Source organism: Vibrio sp. JCM 18905, from assembly GCF_055393305.1.
Window position 1 is genome coordinate 1,385,187 of the sequence record NZ_AP043879.1, and the last position, 17,550, is coordinate 1,402,736.

17 protein-coding genes and 2 tRNA genes are annotated in these 17,550 nt (G+C 42.5%); 10 read left to right on the top strand and 9 right to left on the bottom strand.

The genetic code is table 11. The annotated features are described in order from the left end of the window. Positions 1 to 130 precede the first annotated feature (130 nt). The 4 genes from ACZ5ZC_RS14580 to ACZ5ZC_RS14595 all read left to right on the top strand — a co-directional run bounded on the left by ACZ5ZC_RS14580 (position 131) and on the right by ACZ5ZC_RS14595 (position 1,614). A complete protein-coding gene (locus tag ACZ5ZC_RS14580; RefSeq protein WP_046874874.1) occupies positions 131 to 790 on the top strand; it encodes a DUF2726 domain-containing protein in 660 nt (219 codons plus the stop codon). Between the two features lie 120 nt (positions 791 to 910). Continuing rightward, on the top strand, positions 911 to 1,249 hold the full coding sequence (locus ACZ5ZC_RS14585; RefSeq protein WP_005377830.1) for a hypothetical protein: 339 nt from the start codon (positions 911 to 913) through the stop codon (positions 1,247 to 1,249). Positions 1,250 to 1,428: 179 nt separating this feature from the next. Next, a tRNA-Val gene (locus ACZ5ZC_RS14590) sits at positions 1,429 to 1,505 on the top strand. A gap of 32 nt (positions 1,506 to 1,537) precedes the next feature. Then, positions 1,538 to 1,614: transfer RNA gene (locus ACZ5ZC_RS14595), tRNA-Val, on the top strand. Between the two features lie 139 nt (positions 1,615 to 1,753). On the opposite strand, the gene ACZ5ZC_RS14600 is transcribed toward ACZ5ZC_RS14595, so the two are convergent. Then, positions 1,754 to 2,050 carry a YkgJ family cysteine cluster protein gene (locus ACZ5ZC_RS14600; RefSeq protein ID WP_074191235.1) on the bottom strand — a complete coding sequence of 99 codons (297 nt, stop codon included), beginning with the start codon at positions 2,048 to 2,050 and terminating at the stop codon, positions 1,754 to 1,756. 222 nt (positions 2,051 to 2,272) lie between these two features. Continuing rightward, positions 2,273 to 2,719 carry a DUF3291 domain-containing protein gene (locus tag ACZ5ZC_RS14605; protein ID WP_005393454.1) on the bottom strand — a complete coding sequence of 149 codons (447 nt, stop codon included), beginning with the start codon at positions 2,717 to 2,719 and terminating at the stop codon, positions 2,273 to 2,275. A 388-nt stretch (positions 2,720 to 3,107) separates the two neighbouring features. Here ACZ5ZC_RS14605 and ACZ5ZC_RS14610 point away from each other — a divergent pair, with 388 nt between their 5' ends. Further along, a complete protein-coding gene (locus ACZ5ZC_RS14610) occupies positions 3,108 to 4,604 on the top strand; it encodes an EAL domain-containing protein (RefSeq protein WP_464932027.1) in 1,497 nt (498 codons plus the stop codon). 173 nt (positions 4,605 to 4,777) lie between these two features. Here ACZ5ZC_RS14610 and ACZ5ZC_RS14615 read toward each other — a convergent pair whose 3' ends face one another. Then, positions 4,778 to 5,665, bottom strand: coding sequence for a DMT family transporter (locus ACZ5ZC_RS14615; protein WP_005393452.1), 888 nt, complete (start codon positions 5,663 to 5,665; stop codon positions 4,778 to 4,780). Positions 5,666 to 5,775: 110 nt separating this feature from the next. Here ACZ5ZC_RS14615 and ACZ5ZC_RS14620 point away from each other — a divergent pair, with 110 nt between their 5' ends. From ACZ5ZC_RS14620 to ACZ5ZC_RS14640, 5 genes are all read left to right on the top strand, one after another. Then, the gene (locus ACZ5ZC_RS14620; protein WP_005393451.1) at positions 5,776 to 6,258 is read left to right on the top strand and encodes a MarR family winged helix-turn-helix transcriptional regulator; all 483 of its coding nucleotides are present in this window, start codon (positions 5,776 to 5,778) and stop codon (positions 6,256 to 6,258) included. 24 nt (positions 6,259 to 6,282) lie between these two features. Then, positions 6,283 to 6,636: an MmcQ/YjbR family DNA-binding protein gene (locus ACZ5ZC_RS14625; RefSeq protein WP_005393450.1), complete on the top strand. Its 354-nt coding sequence runs from the start codon at positions 6,283 to 6,285 to the stop codon at positions 6,634 to 6,636. Positions 6,637 to 6,713: 77 nt separating this feature from the next. Continuing rightward, positions 6,714 to 7,148 (top strand): Mpo1 family 2-hydroxy fatty acid dioxygenase, encoded by a 435-nt coding sequence (locus ACZ5ZC_RS14630; RefSeq protein WP_012841889.1) that lies wholly within the window; start codon positions 6,714 to 6,716, stop codon positions 7,146 to 7,148. Positions 7,149 to 7,356: 208 nt separating this feature from the next. Continuing rightward, positions 7,357 to 7,668 (top strand): hypothetical protein, encoded by a 312-nt coding sequence (locus ACZ5ZC_RS14635; RefSeq protein ID WP_046874879.1) that lies wholly within the window; start codon positions 7,357 to 7,359, stop codon positions 7,666 to 7,668. A gap of 208 nt (positions 7,669 to 7,876) precedes the next feature. Next, a complete protein-coding gene (locus tag ACZ5ZC_RS14640) occupies positions 7,877 to 8,491 on the top strand; it encodes a sugar O-acetyltransferase (protein ID WP_176320442.1) in 615 nt (204 codons plus the stop codon). A 44-nt stretch (positions 8,492 to 8,535) separates the two neighbouring features. On the opposite strand, the gene ACZ5ZC_RS14645 is transcribed toward ACZ5ZC_RS14640, so the two are convergent. From ACZ5ZC_RS14645 to pilW, 6 genes are all read right to left on the bottom strand, one after another. After that, positions 8,536 to 9,627: an outer membrane protein gene (locus ACZ5ZC_RS14645; RefSeq protein WP_464932028.1), complete on the bottom strand. Its 1,092-nt coding sequence runs from the start codon at positions 9,625 to 9,627 to the stop codon at positions 8,536 to 8,538. Between the two features lies 1 nt (position 9,628). Then, positions 9,629 to 10,105 (bottom strand): hypothetical protein, encoded by a 477-nt coding sequence (locus ACZ5ZC_RS14650; protein ID WP_005393443.1) that lies wholly within the window; start codon positions 10,103 to 10,105, stop codon positions 9,629 to 9,631. Positions 10,106 to 10,114: 9 nt separating this feature from the next. After that, entirely contained in the window at positions 10,115 to 13,282 is a 3,168-nt protein-coding gene (locus tag ACZ5ZC_RS14655; protein WP_464932029.1) for a response regulator, read from the bottom strand. Positions 13,283 to 13,440: 158 nt separating this feature from the next. Further along, entirely contained in the window at positions 13,441 to 15,600 is a 2,160-nt protein-coding gene (locus ACZ5ZC_RS14660) for an EAL domain-containing protein (protein ID WP_464932030.1), read from the bottom strand. Beyond that, positions 15,600 to 16,529 (bottom strand): phosphate/phosphite/phosphonate ABC transporter substrate-binding protein, encoded by a 930-nt coding sequence (locus tag ACZ5ZC_RS14665; protein ID WP_114322401.1) that lies wholly within the window; start codon positions 16,527 to 16,529, stop codon positions 15,600 to 15,602. Before ACZ5ZC_RS14665 ends, ACZ5ZC_RS14660 begins: the two co-directional genes overlap by 1 nt. Before the next feature lie 269 nt (positions 16,530 to 16,798). Beyond that, the gene (gene pilW / locus ACZ5ZC_RS14670) at positions 16,799 to 17,524 is read right to left on the bottom strand and encodes a type IV pilus biogenesis/stability protein PilW (protein WP_464932031.1); all 726 of its coding nucleotides are present in this window, start codon (positions 17,522 to 17,524) and stop codon (positions 16,799 to 16,801) included. Positions 17,525 to 17,550 lie beyond the last annotated feature (26 nt).

Here is a 17,550-nt window from a genome sequence, read left to right on the forward strand (position 1 = left end):
TTTTATTGGGGAGCCAAATTTTCTGTATCACGCTATCGTAGTGGCTCCTCAAAATTGCGAGGTTTTGTTGCTCTGCATAGCATTTCCATTTACGCTTTGAGCAACGAGTTGTTTTGGATGCACTTTATTTATGACCAACATTTTTATCATTGTTGTTCTTCTGGTTTTATTCTTCTTTGTTATTCAAAAGTACGTGATTAAGCACGACGACACGCGTGATTATCCTTATCGCTCGAAAGGTCCTCTGCTCAGAGGTCAAGAGGGTGCGTTCTATAATGCGTTAAGAGCGGCGGTAGGGGAGCATGCCGTAGTATTCGCGAAAGTAAACATGTCCAGTTTGGTTACGCCAAAAGAAATCAAAAATAAGAAGCAGTTTTTTGTCGCGAACAATCGCATATCTCGAAGTTATTTTGATTACGTTATTTGTGATCCTAGGACGCTAGAGCCGCGTGTGATCGTTGAATTGGATAACGGGCAAGAGTTAAGCAAGGGCAAGGTAGAAAGACAAAAGTTACTGATCCATGTTTGTAAGACAGCAAACCTACCTTTAATCGGCGCTTCGATAAAGCACAGTTATCAAGTTGGGCGATTACGTCGTTTGCTTGCGGCACATATAGATTTGATTGAGCCTGATAAAGAAGTGCGCTTTTGCAAAAAATGCGGCAGTCCGATGATCATTAAAACCGCAAGCCAAGGTGAATTCAAAGGTCGACGCTTCTTTACTTGCAGCCGCCAACCAAATTGTACTTACACCGAGAATTACAATGTGGTGTTTGAGTCGGACGACTAAAGACGACAGTTGAACAGCAAAACTGATTAGGCTTTGATTCGAGATGATCAAAGCCTTTTTTGTATCAGTCCCCAAGGCAAGACCTATACTTTGAAAAAGAGTGCAGAATAGGGAAGCCATATGCGATACGGATGGATTTTGTCAGCGTTGTTCATCGCATCTAATGTTAGTGCGATACCTAATTTGAAACCACTGGAGTGTGAGTTAACGGAGACACCCCAAGATCATTTCTTGTTTTACCGAGAGCAAATGGTTTACCACAGTGAGCAGTTTGTCATATTTCAAAACTTCAAAGGCAGGGTGAGCACTCAAGTGGATGTCAAAACAGGAGAGTTGATCCGTACAACCTATATCGGCGAACCATTTAAACCTAAATATCAGATTTTATTTGGTACTTGCCCTAAGGTATCGCAAACCTTACAGATTTGGATGCTCAGTGAAGTGCCTTACGACAATTAAGTGAGATAATAAAAGTTATATAGATCACACTTTTAAACCCTGCAGGCTCAGTCCTTGTCGATAAAATCATCTGAAAACGCGTGTTGAGTTTACATTTTCGCCAAACGGTTCAAAGTTGGTAAATTTGTGCTTGCACCGTCGTTCGCTTATAGCTAATATCCTCGTCGTTCCAGAGAAATGCGTCCGTAGCTCAGCTGGTTAGAGTATCGCCTTGACATGGCGGGGGTCGGTGGTTCGAGTCCACTCGGACGCACCATTCTGAATTGAATGGTTAGGAACACAAAATTTGGGTCCGTAGCTCAGTTGGTTAGAGTACTACCTTGACATGGTAGGGGTCGGCGATTCGAGTTCGCCCGGACCCACCAAATTTTAGAAAAAGCCCACCAAACGGTGGGTTTTTTTTGTATCCATAATTTGTTGATACTCAGATTTAAACACCTTACTTTTCCTTTGCACACTTTCTACAAATACTCCGCATTGCCATCAGTGTAAATTTGAGTGGTTTTACAAGAATTTAACTCGTTCATCTAAACATTCATTGGAGCCCATTTCGAATTCGCGGCAAATCCAAGGCCTATTTTCGTAAATCGTACACATTAATGTGTCTCTGTCTAAAGCTGCACACCAACCATCATTTAGCCGCATCATTGTTTCGCCTCCATACTGGTCACGCGCAATAAACTCTTCAGGTACGCCAGTATCTGAAATAATCATAACCTCGAGACGGCAACAACAAGCCTTACAGTTAGAGCAAGATACATCAGAGGGCAGGGGAGAGGGAGTCTTAGTTGGTATAATCATGAATAACTACAATTTGGTCAATTGTGCATGGTACCGTAAATTTAGCACGAATGAACTTTATTTCTAAATAGAACACCCTATTAACGATAAACCAAGTGAACGCATTTTATGCGTTCACTTGCCCGCCTTTCCGAGTAAGTCGGTAGAACTGACAGTGATTCACACCAATTAACCTTATAGTCAGTGTAAATTTGAACGCCGATTCTTTGGCATACGTGTACTTTACACAAGATCTGCTTCTGTAAAGTTTGTTTTAAATGTGAAAGCAAATGGCGTATCTCCGTTTTCGCGCAAATGCTGAAGGCGTAACAAGGCTTCTTGTGGTGTTGGTATATAACCGTCTTCTACCCACCACAGAACATAGCTATCCTCCGCTAGACGATGAAACCATTCGCTTTTTCGGCGCATAAAATCTCTATGACCGGTACGAAACATAAAGTTTTTAAGTGAGTCAGTACTTTCCCAAATAGACATGTTTACAATCATGTTCGGGTCATCAAATAATTTAATGCTTGTTGCATCACCGGAGTCGTCTTTTAGACGCCAAATAAAGCCTTCACTTTCTTCAGCTATACCATTAATTAAGTCCAAATTGTCTACGAAATCTTTAATTTCTGGTGCATCCAAAGGATATTTAGCAAGCGCAATATTTAATTGAGCTAATTTCATTTCATGACCCTCCCTGGTCGATAAGCCTGTAATGCTGGTAAAAAGCTCTAAGTAGCTTTTCCTATTTTATCATGCAGTGTGTTGCTAGTGCCTTCAAAGGTCAATTAGAAAGTTAGTGACTGTGGCGAGTCATTGGATGGCAAAAAAGTCGTTTTATACATTGGTTATGTTGAGCATAAGCCCCTCTTTTCTCGCGATTATCGTCGGTAAGTCTCACTCAAGAGAGTTGCTATCTTGGATATGCAGCAGTACTCTCATTTTCTGTGGCAAGCCTTGCGCTTCTATACTTCTTATTGAGATTCGATCCTCACTTTTTGGTGTGTGAACGTGAGATAGTGTTCATGTCACTCTTTAATTTAAGTTGTTTGGCTGAACGTTAGGAGGAGCTTTGATTACAAAGATAACAAGAAATGCCATTTTGCTTGGCCTAGTTCCCATTGCAGTTTTTGTTGTGGCTTTTAATTCAATAGCCAATTTTTACATCAGCTATATCAAAGAGACTAAAATAGACACCTATGTCGATTATTTACACCAACGATCCATGTATTTGGATGAGGCGATTGTAAAGCAGGTTGCACAGTTAGATTTCACGTGCAGTAATAGTGATGTTAGAACATTACGCGATCCACGTTTTTATAATCGTTACATCCGTTTTATTGCGATGGAAACGAATGACGGTAAAACATGCTCCACGATTGGTCGCGAAGTATCTCATTTATCCAATGCGCAACGATTTCAGCTTGGCGAAAACTTTTTTGCATCACTTATTTTACCGGAACACCAAGATCAAGTTGAGTGGATGGTCATTTATGAAAATGAACATGTTGAAGTTGTCTGGGTTCTCGATAATAGTTGGGTCAAAGAAGTGATAAAAACGCCTTGTGAAGACTGTTTGTTCGTCGAGTTTATATATGATGAGCCTGTATTTGGAGATTTAACAATAAGTCGAGGAAAACCAACCATTGCAGCAGAAGAAGCGGCAGTTTCAAAGGAGTTATTCTTCTCGGCTGATTCTCAAGCCAATATGCTCATCAAAATACACAGTGGCGAGAAACTGAAGAGCTATGTTCAGGAAAGAGTCTTTCTATGGGGAGGCCTAGTCAGTGTGCTTATGGGGTTGGCTTTTGCGTTTGTATATGTGTCCAGTAAGAGCTTGAGAAAGTCTATCAAAGGCTTGATCCAGAATGGGATTAATAATGCGGAATTTGTCCCTTATTACCAAGCGATTGTCGATAGCCGTGATGGTGTAACAGTGGGGTATGAAGCACTGATTCGGTGGTCTCGCCGTGATGGTATGGTGCCGCCAAACATGTTCATTGGCGCTGCAGAAGAAAGTGGTCTGATTGTCCCAATGACGAATCAGCTTATTCGTAAAATCATTCAAGATCTTAGTGTGTTACCTGAGCATGTGTGGGTCAGCATCAATATTGTTTCTTCCCATTTAGAGTCAGGTGAACTCACTAAGTTACTGTCAGAACTGAATTGGCCATGTCCGAAGAGAGTGCATTTTGAGTTGACCGAGCGAATTCCTGTAAAAGATACAGAGGCAGCGAAAAAAGAGATTTTGTATCTGGCGAATAAAGGCTACAAGTTCAAAATTGACGATTTTGGGACTGGGTATGGCGGATTTTCTTATTTGCAAGATCTGGGTATCCGATGCTTGAAAGTGGATAAGATGTTCATCGACCCAATAGGCTCTGATGACCAAAAATTGAAAGTGTTGGATTCTATTGTCTCGGCTGCAAAGAAAGCGGAATGTGAGATGATTGCAGAAGGTGTAGAGAGCGAGGCTCAAGTCGCGTATTTGGCTCAGCATTCTATTTACCTTATTCAAGGGTATGTCTACGCTAAACCAGAGCCTATTAACAACCTTGTGATGACTTAAAGCAAGGCATAATGGGGCGTATTCATTATTAAAGGTGTCTTTCGGCACCTTTTTTATTGCTGAACCTTTTTGGGTTCACTGTTCCATAAAAAACCTGTTGAAGCCTTAGAATTCAAACAGAGTTTACAGAGAATATGAACGCCCGATTTTAGCATCGGGCGTTAGGATTTTACTTAGGAAGAAAGGGCGGCTTTTTTAGTTTTTAATGAAGCGATCAATTGAGGGAGCAATGACATAACAATCATCCCTAGCATCAAGCTGTATTGGAGAGGGGTGAAAGTCTCACCTAATAGCAGCAAACCTGACACAATGCCCGCAACGGGGTTGGCAATGCCACCAAAAGTAAAGTCAACGACCGACATACGCTGCAATAGCCAAACATACATGCCGTAGCCTAATGCAGTGTTCAGAATGATCACCCACAGCAGCCCAAGGGTGTTCGTCATTGATAAGTTTTGAATGGCTGTAACGTATGGCTCTGGATTGTTTATTGCTAGCACGCTTGTTGCGACAGACATAATCACACCACCCAAAATGAGCTGCCATGTTAATACTGTCCACCAATGCATTTTCGTTCCTAGTGATTTCGTTACGCTACTGCCTACCACAATACACATGATGGCGGAGATCATCGCCAGCAAACCCATAGGGTTGAGCGAAATAGAACTAGGATCAAATAAGAACCAAGCCAAAGCAATCAAAGTCGCTCCACTTATTGCCTGTATTGCGCTTGGCTGGCGCTTATAGACTGCCCAGCCAAACAGCATCGCAAAAACGGGCACTGATACCATACCTACACCTGAGATCGCAGAAGGAAGCGTCAACGCCATGACAAAAATGAGACCAAAGAAGCAAGCGATGTTGATAGTTCCTAAAACAAGCAGCACTTTCCATTCACTCTTTTTCGGGAAAGATGGCTTTATTGCGAGCAACAAAAGACCCGCAGGCAATGCTCTTAGCGCACCAAGTAAAACGGGAGGCCAGTCCGGAAGCGTAAACTGAGTAACAGCATAAGTTGTCCCCCAAAAAAAAGCCGGGATCATTGCAAGCAAAATGTTCATGTTAAATATCTTTACGTTGAGATAATTAATTGTAAAGATATCGGTAAGGTTACTTTTTGTAAAGTATCTTCATGTTAAAATAAAAATTAAATGACGTTTGGAGAGAAACCATGGACGCAATTGATAGAGTGGTAGAGCAGTGGGCTAAGGAGAAGCCAGAGCTCGACACTGAACCGATGGCAATTATGGGTCGGCTAATGCGAATTGCTAAGCACATGGAGTGTCGGGTCGCTGACCTACATAAGAAGTACGATCTTAAGATGGGTGAATTTGATGTGTTGGCGACACTTCGCCGAGCAGGTTCACCATATTGCCTTACTCCCTCAGCGCTAATTGATTCGATGATGCTCACTTCGGGCGCGATGACGAACCGATTAGATAAACTCGAGAAGAAAGGCTTTATTACCAGAACACACAGTAAAGAAGATAGACGCAGTGTCACCGTTGAGTTAACTGAAAAGGGCTTAACCTTAATTGACAAGTTGATCTTAGAGCATGTGGACGTTCAGCAATCGCTGCTACATGGTTTAGAAGGCAATGAGAAAGCGCAGGTTAACCAGGCGTTAAGACTACTATTGCCTTTGTTTGAGTAAAAGATACAGGAAGGGTGGGACGGAATGAGAAGCAAAGAGTTAGAAGGTTATTTAAGTACCTTTATGTGTGCGGAGAGTGATTTCCCATTTGGGCCAGAAGCGCTTGTATACAAAATCAAAGGTAAAATGTTTGCGATTATTGCAGAGAGAAACGGTCGGGAGTATGTCAGCGTAAAAGTAAAACCAGAAGATGGAGAAGTCTTAACATCGCAGTTTACGGACATCACTCCTGGTTATCACCTAAATAAGCGTCACTGGATAACGGTTTATTTTAATGGTGATGTGGAAGATGGATTGATTCAGGATTTATGTGAACGCTCTTATACTCTCGTCGTTGCCAAACTACCAAAAGTGCAACGAGCATTGCTTGGTCAGTAATAGCTATTACAGAAAAATTCGCACCTTTTCCATCCTCAAGCTATATAAGAATAAGTAGGCGGAAAAGTAGGAATGATATGCGAGCATTATCTGAATGGCTAAAAGAATATGGGGAGAGCCATCAAAACCCCATCAACCAAAAGATTCACACAATCGCAGTTCCGGGTATTTACCTATCTGTGGTCGGTCTAATTTGGTCAATTCCTCAAATCTCCATCTTGGGTTTCGAGTTTAACTGGGTCTGGATTGCTGTCATACCCGTATGGGTTTTCTATTTTCGTTTGTCTCTCAGCGTCTTTATGATGATGTTAGGGTATACATTAGCGTGCATCGGCCTGATATGGTCTTTGGAGGTATTGGCGCTGCCCGTACTGCATATTTCGATGCTCCTATTCGGTGTACTGTGGATCTTGCAGTTCATTGGTCACAAAATAGAAGGGAAGAAACCGTCTTTTTTCGAAGATTTGCAGTTTCTTCTTATTGGTCCAATTTGGGTGTTCCGAAAACATTAACTCACTCCGTGATTAACAAGCTGATATCTCCCTGTATTGCGCGATCATGCTAGCGTCCATAAAGTCGTAAAATGCGCAGCATGATGTGCAGCTTTCTCATTGCCATGACAAGCATTCGCTTCTAATTCACACTATCATTAGAGTGCAGCTAAAGCCTGTTACTTTGCCTGAATGTTTGTGGCTAGTGACATTGTCACTTGGGGGATGAATGTACGACCGACAACATAAATATGCCTATTGGCGAGAAGAGCGTAAAAAAGGCAAATGGCATTACATCATGAAGTCTTTTTTTATGATTTGTTGCGCACTATTGCTTGGTAAAGTCATTGGTTTATTCATTTTTGGTGAGCTGCACTCCCTGAGTGATATTTTGGAGCAACTGCCCGCGGATCTTTTTATCATGATGCTAGTGGGCTTCCCGGTTAGTGTTATCGGCTGGTATCACGAGGAGTCGAAGTTTTTCCGAGCGTTACGACGTAAAGAAAAGCGCTTGAAAATGAAACGAGATAAACAAAGCTAACTCTGCATCGAGCTTTGTGTTATTTACTCGTCTGATTCACATATTTCTTTCAAGTTATTCGGTATTTTGCGTTAGGCCTCGCAAGCATGTCATTAAACTTATTGCAAAAAACGACATCATGCATTCTGTTAGCCAATCTTGACAGGAACTCGTACTGCGAGGTGTTCCAGCAGCCTGAGGCTACTGGGCAGATAGAACGGAGGATATTATGGATAGTGAATCAATGCTTCATAGTCAGAAAATATATTTTTGTAATGATGAAGCGTTAGTCGAGCAGCAAACACAGTGTTTAGAAGTTCTTTACGATTACAATCAAACTCGGCCTTCTGAATCTGAAAAGCGTACAGAAATATTACGACGTTTGCTCGGCGCTGTTGGTGACAACTGCTATTTTGAGCCGCCGCTTCGAGCGAATTGGGGGAGGCATACATACGTTGGTGATAACGTGTATGCAAACTTTAACTTAACCCTAGTCGATGATACGTATATCTACATTGGCAATAGTGTCATGATTGGGCCCAATGTGACACTAGCAACGGCAGGACACCCGGTTGAACCGGAGCTCAGAAGAGAAGTTGCGCAATTCAATATCCCTATTCATATTGGTGCTAATGTATGGATCGGCGCTAACTCAGTGGTATTGCCTGGCGTCAAGATTGGAGAAAACAGCGTAATTGGTGCTGGTAGCGTGGTAACGAAAGATATACCAAGTAATGTTGTTGCGGTAGGGAACCCGTGTCGTGTATTGCGAGAGATAGGCGAACATGACAAAGAATTCTATTACAAAGAGCGTCAAATCACGCACAACATGTATCAACGATAACAAAGGTAAATGCCCATGGTTTATACGGTGTCAGTATAGAAAAGTTAAAAAACGAAATTTAACATCAGGGTGTAAAGATTGGCGCTGTTATCTTCTGGTATCGATGAAAACGCGCCAGTATCGTTATTGTGGGCGTTAAACTTTTGCCATTCAGCATTCAGTGACACGTTATAATCTAGGTCGTATCTCACCCCAAACAGATAGCTGTCCCCATTCTTTGTATCACTGCTATTAAACTGCTGGCCGTAAACTATGTAGGGGGTCAATTTATTCACGTTGTAACTCGTTGTTGCGTACCAAGAGGAGGAAATGTTGCTGGTTTGTCCTTCCGCCATTATCACAACGTTATCAAGCTCATACCTTACTCCTAGAGAAAACTGGTCAATCGTATTGCCTTTTTCTTTTAGAACCAAACGGTCAATTAACATGGTTCCCCCTTCAGGTGTGGATTGCTTGGTGTTGGAGAGAACCGTAGTTTGGTCATAGTCGCCATGTAGATAAGATAAGTTTAAACGGTAGGCATTTCCGCTGAGTGTTAAGTTTATTCCGGCTGTGTTGTCTGATTCGATCTTCAGTTCAGTGTCTTCGTTGAGGGTGACATCACTGCTGTCTTTAAACCCTATAAACGGCATTGCAGTAAGCATGATTTGCTCATTGAGGTCGTGATTCCAGCGAATGGATAAACCATTGTAAGCGGTGATGCCTAATATGCTGTCATACACTTCATTTGGTGGTCGAGCTTGGGTAAAAGCGTGACCGACATAATTATACTCAGACATCAAAAACAGCGGCAGCCTCAATCGTCCCCCACGTATCTCTATATTTTTATAGGTATAAGCTAAATATGCCCACTCTAATTGGGGCGAGCTCCAATGATCTTGCGGACGCTTGACTACTTGTGCGGATGCTCGAAATGCCTTGTAAAAGTAATCAAGCTGCAGGCCGAAGGTTGTGTCACAATCGTAGCAGGCTTCATCATGAACAAAGCGGTTGACGAGAACCGTTGTAGAGTTATCGGACTTAGACCAAGATGTCGAACCAAAGCCACTCAAAGACAGGTGATCTGATAACTCAATGGTGGCTAAGATCGGAAAGGCGACAATACTCAGTGATAACATGGTCAAATATTTTTTCATATTAATCCTCCGAGCTCACCACACACAAAATACGAGCATTTCCAGGCACGCTCGAAGCAGGGGCATAACCAATCCGATTGGGCTTTTCTTGCATCCACGTGATCAGCGCATCAATGCTAGAGTTTGCAATCACTTTGGGTGGCCTCGCTTTGCCTGAAAAAGACAAGCTCGCCCAGTGCGCGTTCATTTGCGCCAAGTTTTTATTGAGAAGGTAGCGATAGAACTCCGCTCTCTCCGCTGATGTCGCTGGCCAGTCAGATAGCTCAATTCTCTGCCCTTGTAAGAGTTGCGTTTTTCCTCTGTACAACTTTCGCGCTTTATTGATGGTCAGGGGCGAGAACTCACTATTAAACGAGAAAACAGCGTAGCTCTCTGCAGCAAGTACTTGACTATCTATGGGTAGAAGGAAAACAACAATGAATAGGTAGCGTTTTATGCAGCGCAAAAGAAAACAGAGGAGAGATATGTCGCCGCTCATCATCGCTACCTATATCGCATTTTCAATCTGGTACAACAGCTTTTCTCTACGAACAGGCTTGGGTACATAAGCGTCCATGCCTGAATCGAAGCAGCGTTGAATGTCATCATCCACAACACTTGCCGTTAGCGCGATGATGGGAGTCTTCGGAAGACCCTTACTTGCTTCGTAGGCGCGTATTTGTCGCGAGGCTTCGAACCCATCCATGATCGGCATCATGCAGTCCATCAAAATGATGTCGAACCCACCATCTTTTTGGAACATTTCGACCGCAACCTGTCCGTTTTCGGCCACTTCAAATTGATAACCAGCTTTGGATAAAAGCAGCGAAGCGACTTTTTGATTTACTCTGTTATCTTCGACGAGCAAAATCCGTTCTGAGCGAATAGGCGTCACGGTCGCTTCTGATTGTTCAGCATGCGAGGTTTTTTCAGGAGTGTGAGTGGTGTTTGTTGCCAGTCGCTTTTCATCAGAAACAATATTGGAAATGCGTAGTCCAATGGCTTTATCTAATTTCTCTTTCAACAAACCCGCTTTAAAAGGTTTGGGCACATAATCATCCATTCCAACATCAAAACACTTTTGAATGTCATCATCGACTACACTTGCTGTTAGCGCGATAATTGGGATTCTGATCGTCCGTTTTTCTTTTGCTTCAATTTGACGGATCATTCTGGTTGCTTCAAACCCATCCATCACAGGCATCATGCAATCCATTAAGATTAAGCTGTATTGATTCTGTTGAAACATATCTACGGCTTCTTCTCCGTTTACGGCGATATCAAAGTCGAAGCCCGCTTTTGTGACGTGTAATCCAGCGATTTTTTGATTGACGGTGTTGTCGTCGACCACCAAGATTTTTGGGAAAGTCTTAGCATTGGTTGTTCTCGTGTTCTCTTTGTTTATTTGAGGGAAGTTTGCAGCACAAGTTTCAAGTGCTTTTACTAAGCGCTGTCCTAAGAGGGGTTGAGTGACCAATGCACTAATGCTGTTACCAAAATCACGTTGGGCGCTATGAAGGTGTTTAATAAGACAAACTCGAACATTTTGCATGCAAAGTCTTTTCATTTCACCTAGATGTTTGGCTGCGGTATTTGGAGAAGTTTCTACGTTGATAACAATGATGCGCTCGTTATCAATCCACGTTGGCAGAGCATCCAGTGTATTTACTGATTGCTGAACATTGATGTGGAAAAAGCTCAACTCGTCACGCAGCTTTTGCTCCAAAGTAGGGTTGTTGCAAACTATCCATATATCGTTGTGATTAAGGGAGTGATAGCCATTGAACTCTTGAGTCACAATTGGAGCCGTAAGTTCGAAGAAAAATCGGCTACCTTTGCCTTTCTCGGATTCAAGCTGAATCTCACCGCCCATCAACTCTACCAGCTGCGTGCTAATTGCAAGCCCGAGCCCTGTCCCTCCAAACTGTCGGGTGGTGGAGTTATCTTCTTGGGCGAAAGGAGCAAATATCTTCTTTTGTTGCTGCTCATCAATACCGATCCCTGAGTCTTTGACTGAAAACTCGATACTCGCTTCACCATTTTTGATTTCTCTAGTGATGACAGAGAGTTCAACGCAGCCTTGTTCGGTGAACTTTACGGCATTGGACATGAAGTTCATGATAATTTGGCGTATACGGTGATCATCCAACATAACGTGATAGGGCGTATTGCGGCTGATGCTGACTTGAACATCGATGCCTTTTTCTTTCGCTTTCGGGGAAATAATAGAAGCAATATCGTAGATGGATTCACGAACACAGGTTGAATGAGGGCTGATAAGCAACATACCAGATTCAATTTTAGAGAAGTCCAGAACGTCATTTATTAAGCTCAACAGTAATTGCGAGGAGGTTTCTATCGTGTCAACATAATCACGCTGTGTCGCCGTTAGCGGCGTGTCTGACAAAACTTCTGAAATGCCAATAACGCCGTTTAAAGGGGTTCGAATCTCATGAGACATATTCGCCAGAAAGCTACTTTTGGCTTTGCTTGCCTCGATGGCATCATCTTTCGCCTTTTCAGCATCTTCTTTGGCTTGGGTTAACTTTTGTCTTGACTGCTCACGTTCATAACTCAGTTTTTTTACCTCTTTAGCAAACTTACTGAGCTCATCTTTCCCTTTGGTCAACTCTGTCAGTGGTGAGTTTTCATTGTTGTCCTCTTCGTAAGTGTCTCGACTTAGGAATTCGAGGACTAAATTCAAGTTGCCAGTGACCTTACGCACTAACCTCAGTGTCAAACTCACAACCAGCAATGTCACGAGGCTCATTAGCGCAATGAAGCCAATGCGGTGCTGTGTTGTTTCACTGATCGTCTTGGTTATATCCTCAATAAGTTGTCGTTCCATCTGGTCATCAACGTTACGTAATAAACTTAAGCGTTTATAAAGCGCAGACAACCCGTCATCTATTTGAGCAGGGGTCAACACGCTAAGGTTTGATGGCTGCAACAAATTGGCTCGAAATGCTTGGCTTTTAACAAACACATTATCGGTAAAGGTTTCGATGAGAAGATGGACTTGCTGCTTATTCGCATTAAGTGTGACAAAACGTTCGAACAGCAGTTGTTGGTTCTGGATTAATGATTGAATACTGGCTTGGATAGCTGGATCGTAAATCTGCCCCTGTTCTGTGGATTCCACTAAGTATTTGCTGAGTCTATGCTCTTCTGTTGACCAAAACATTAACCACTCAAGCTGCATCAATGAGGAGAGGTGAGTGTTGGTTTCATAACTTACATGGCTGAAATAGAGTCTATCCAAACTCAAAAGAATCTCTTTGAATGTGTCGGCACGCCACTCAGCAGCATCTAACTTATCTTCTGCATTATTGGACGAGAGCATTGACAGTGTTGCTTCTTCGAAATTCGTGAGCTGATTTAATATATCGGTATTGTCACCAAAAACAGGCGAAGCCGTATCTTGTAAAGTTTGAACGAGCTGGCGGGTTTCTTGAGCGTTATTCGCGACTCTTGGCTCGCTCGTCAAATAATACAGTGAGGAAACACGATCTATATATTGGGAGAAGAGTTGTGCTTTTTGAAGTTCTTGAGCTTGGATAGAGAGGTTTTGTACATGTTTGCCCGCCAGAAGCAATAACAATAAGATTGGTAGTAGGACCAATCCAAAAAGTTTCTGCTTCACAGACAGGTTGTTCCAAGCAAATATCCCGACCACACGCGTTTCCATATCCAAAGAGTTGATATGAAAAGTGTAGTTTACCTATCTCAAATGTTAGATTTTAAGAGGAAATTCATACTGGCGAGATGGCGAAGTGTGACCAATATTGCAGAACGAATCCCCTTTAATTCAATGGACGCGATAAATTATTTCAGTTAAGCATAGTTGCTTGCGGTTGAGTCATCTATTGCTTGGCGTTGTTGCTCAAACTCTATGATTTCTTCTGCCGGCACCGGTCTACCCAAGAAAAAGCCTTGCACAACGTCGCAGTGAAGTGATTCCATCCTTGTTAGTTGGGTCTGGGTTTCTATGCCTTCAGCTACCACTCTCATTCTTAGGTTATGAGCCATGGATATAATCGCACGGACTAATGAATCATCTTGTTCATTTTTTTGGATTTGAGCGATAAATGAACGGTCAATTTTAAGCCCATCAAACGACATTTGTTGTAGGTAGGCGAGGGCTGAGTACCCAGTTCCAAAATCATCTAGCCACACTTCTACGCCGTTAGCTTGTAATTTTCTGAGCACGTACTGCGCTTTCTCAATATCATCAATAAACAGAGACTCTGTCACTTCAACATGAATGGTTTGAGGGGGGACTTGATATTGTTGTAAATATTTCGAAAAGAGCTGACTTAAATCTTGGCGGTAGATCTGCCTAGGAGACAAATTTAATGCGATATGAAAATCAGCAGCGAAATGATTCGCCCATTGTGCTCGCTGGCTAATCGCCGTCTCGATGAGGTATTCACCAAGCTCTAAAATTAAGTCACTTTGTTCTGCAATCGGGATAAATAATTCTGGGCTGATATAACCCTTCTCCGGATGATTCCATCTAACCAATGCTTCGACACCAATCAACTGGTAGGTGTTGAGGTCGAACTGGGGTTGATACCAAAGCTCGAACTGAGATAAATCACGTATTGAGCGGCGCAGTTCTTTTTCTATGTATAAGCGCTGCTTCACTGTCTCATCAAACGCGGAATCGTATATCGTCATGATATCTTTGCCGCGTCGTTTAGATTCTTGCGCCGCCAGTGAGGAGAGTTGTAAAAGAGACTCTGCGTTTGAGCCAAATTCCGGATACACCGCTACTCCAAGGCTTGCCGTAATTTGAATATCGTTCTCTTCCAAGTTAAAAGGAGAAAGCAATTGGCGATGAATATCGTCCGCTTTTTCTCTAGCGTGGAGGCTGTCTTTGCTTGGAAAGACCAGCACAAATTCGTCAGCGCCGACTCGGCTTACGATGGTTGAAAGACGGTAAAGAGGCTGGAAGTAACTCGGCAAACGACCTTGAAGTTCTGAGGCGAGATGACCTAGCAATTTATCTCCGATGCTATGCCCGTAGTTATCGTTAATATGTTTAAAGTCATCCAGATCAATAAAAACAACCGCGAGTGAGGGAGATCTGCGGTTCGTTATTTGCTTTTGGATATCAATGAGCAACTTTTCTCGGTTAGGCAGGGAGGTAAGAATGTCGTGATACGCCATGAACTCCACCCGGCTTGTGTATCGGTTCACTTTGTTCGACATTTTGTTATACGCCGAAATAAGATCACCCACTTCATCTTTACTTTTTATATCAGTGATTGGCAGTGCTTGAGTATTTGACTCTGTAAATTGTTCTTTAAGTTGTTTGAGTGGTTTTATTAATGAGCGACCCAAAGCATACGCGATGGCACTTCCGAGCAGAACAGATATCGCACTGATCGTGAGCAGCAAGTTAAACATCTTTTGCTTATCGTTTGAGGTAAGCGCTTGTACTTGCGCAATGTTTTGTTCTCTCTCTTCTAATAGATGTGCTAGGTTGAGTTCAAGATACACCGCGCCCAGTGTGATATTCGATTGCTGAATCGGTGCCGCAATTTCTAATTGATGTTTAGAAAAAGAAATGAGAATTCTAGACTCTTCTATTGCTTTTAAAATAAAGCGAGAACGGTAATGAGGCTGGGCAAACATACTCAGCTGAGTCGTACCGTCGTGAAAGATTAGCCCTTCATTATCAACAACGTGTATCTTCGAGACATCTGGTTGGCTTAATGTCGCTTTAATTTGCTCGTACGCTTGGCTGATATTATCCGTATAGAGTGGGTCAAAAAGTTGTTTTGATAATAACTCTGCGTAAACCAATCCTTTTTGCTTGACGTAAGACTCTGTTTTTTCTTGTGAGTTCTCGGTGATTTGGCGGGTTAAGTTATTTGAATACGTATCGTAACCATGCATGTATAGTGCGAGGTTTATCACTACGACAAACAGGACAACAAAAATGGTCGAGCAAATGTATTTAGTTTCGAGTGAGAGTTTGTGGAACATCAATCCACCTTCGGTAACAAGTGAATAGATGTTCGAACGGTATTTAAGGACGCGGACATTTCTGGCGTTAGAGCGGTGATCTTTTTCGTGTTTTGGAACTGTTTAAGTGCTAAAGCACCTTGCTGAGATGCCTCCATACCGAGCAATATTGACGTGATTTTATGTTGCTGATCTTGGCTTAAGGTCGGAGAGGCGAGAATTAAGTCTCTAGGTATTTCTACCGAGCGAGCGAAAATCGTTAGTTTGTCTTTCATGCTTTCTGGAAGATCTTTAGGGTTGCTCCAATTGAAATTGCTGAACGCTCCTGCTGCGACTCTCTGCTTATACACCCATACTGAAAGGTTGATTTCATTTGATTGAGCCAAGTGCTCGTCAAGGAATAAATATCCAATACTGTCTTTGGCTGGTTTGTCATCGGAGGAGGGGAGGTATTCTAATTTCTCCCCTTGATTAAGCAGTGTAATAGCGGGTAAGTAATAGCTGCTGGTGGATGTACGCTTTTCAAAAACAAGTGTTTTTCCGCGCAGGTCAGAAATCGACTCGATACCACTCTCTTTGTGGGTAAAGAATACCGTATGATATTTTTGTAAACCTTTTTTCCAGCGTATGGCAATGGCTTGGCTGCCAGACTCTGCCTCGAGGGTCATTGCATTGAAGGGGGTGGCTGTTGCAATTTGAACGGTGCCATTTTTTAGTGCCACCGCGAGCTGGCGATAATTTTTAAATACTTTTACAGCACCCTTGGTGTATCCGTATCCGGCCAAACCATTGGTCACGTACTGCGTAAAAGGCGTCGACTTTTTGATTTTGCTTTGAGCTTTATTGGAAACAATGCCAAACGTGAATGTTTTTTCAATATTTTCTTGTGCACTGACGACAAAAGGCGAACTCAGCAAAGTGAGTGATAACAGAGTGCAGGCAGGTTTCATCCGGCTTCAACTTCCTTCTGGTGCATGTCAGTAATATTTAGCATTTATCAATGCGCCCCAAATCAATAGTAGAAACAGTATGATGTACAAATTTCGTTTTACTAGCGCACTTTTATAATGTGACTTGGTCACTTATTCCGTTCAAATAGTACCGAATTTGAAGTTTATGTACAGGATGAATGTTTCACCGTGGGTTTGAATTCACTGGATTCTTAGTCAAGTTCAGTAGTGTCTGTGAGCGAGTACACCTTCTTTATCATGATGTCGTGTTAAGAAAATCTCTCCAATTGCTTTTGATATTTTTTCTCGAGTGCTTCATTACCTGCTGCACGTTCAAGTTGAATCATGAGCTGTAAAGAGGGTTTCTTAATGCCATACATTTGATTAAATCTCATTAATCGAATTCTGGCTTCAGTGTAATTGCCGCTATCAATTTCTAGCTTGGCTAGCTGCAAAATAGATTTTGGCCTATGAGGGTCATGATCAATAGCTCGGGCGAAGTAGTATTTCGCTTTGTCTTTATCTTGTGACTTCAACGCGCAAAATGCGGCGTTTTCATAACTGGCCGGAATGAGATAGTAATAAGGTTGCTCAATCGCTCGATTAAACATTTGATCGGCTTTCTCGAAGTCACCCCGCTTGCAAAGAAAGGTGCCGTAGTTATTGAGCACGTTACCGTTTTTGGTGTGTTGGCGTAGAGAGCGTTTATACATTTGCTCGGCTTTAGCATCTTCACCAACCGTTTCATAGTAGTGAGCCATCGATAACTGAGCACGATAGTATTGAGGTGCGTGGGTTAAGGCTTGTTGCAAGTTATCATGCGCGCGAATCATATTGCCGCCTTCTAAATAACCTAGGCCAAGTGCGATACGTGATTCTGCCATTGCTACAGGATCGGCTTTAACGACAGGGCTACCATCTTCTTTCACCGTCACGCAGCCCACAAGTGCAAACTGAGAGATTAATAGTAGTGCACCGAGCTTTGTTGTTTTCATTCTTTGTCCCTACATCCCTGAATCTC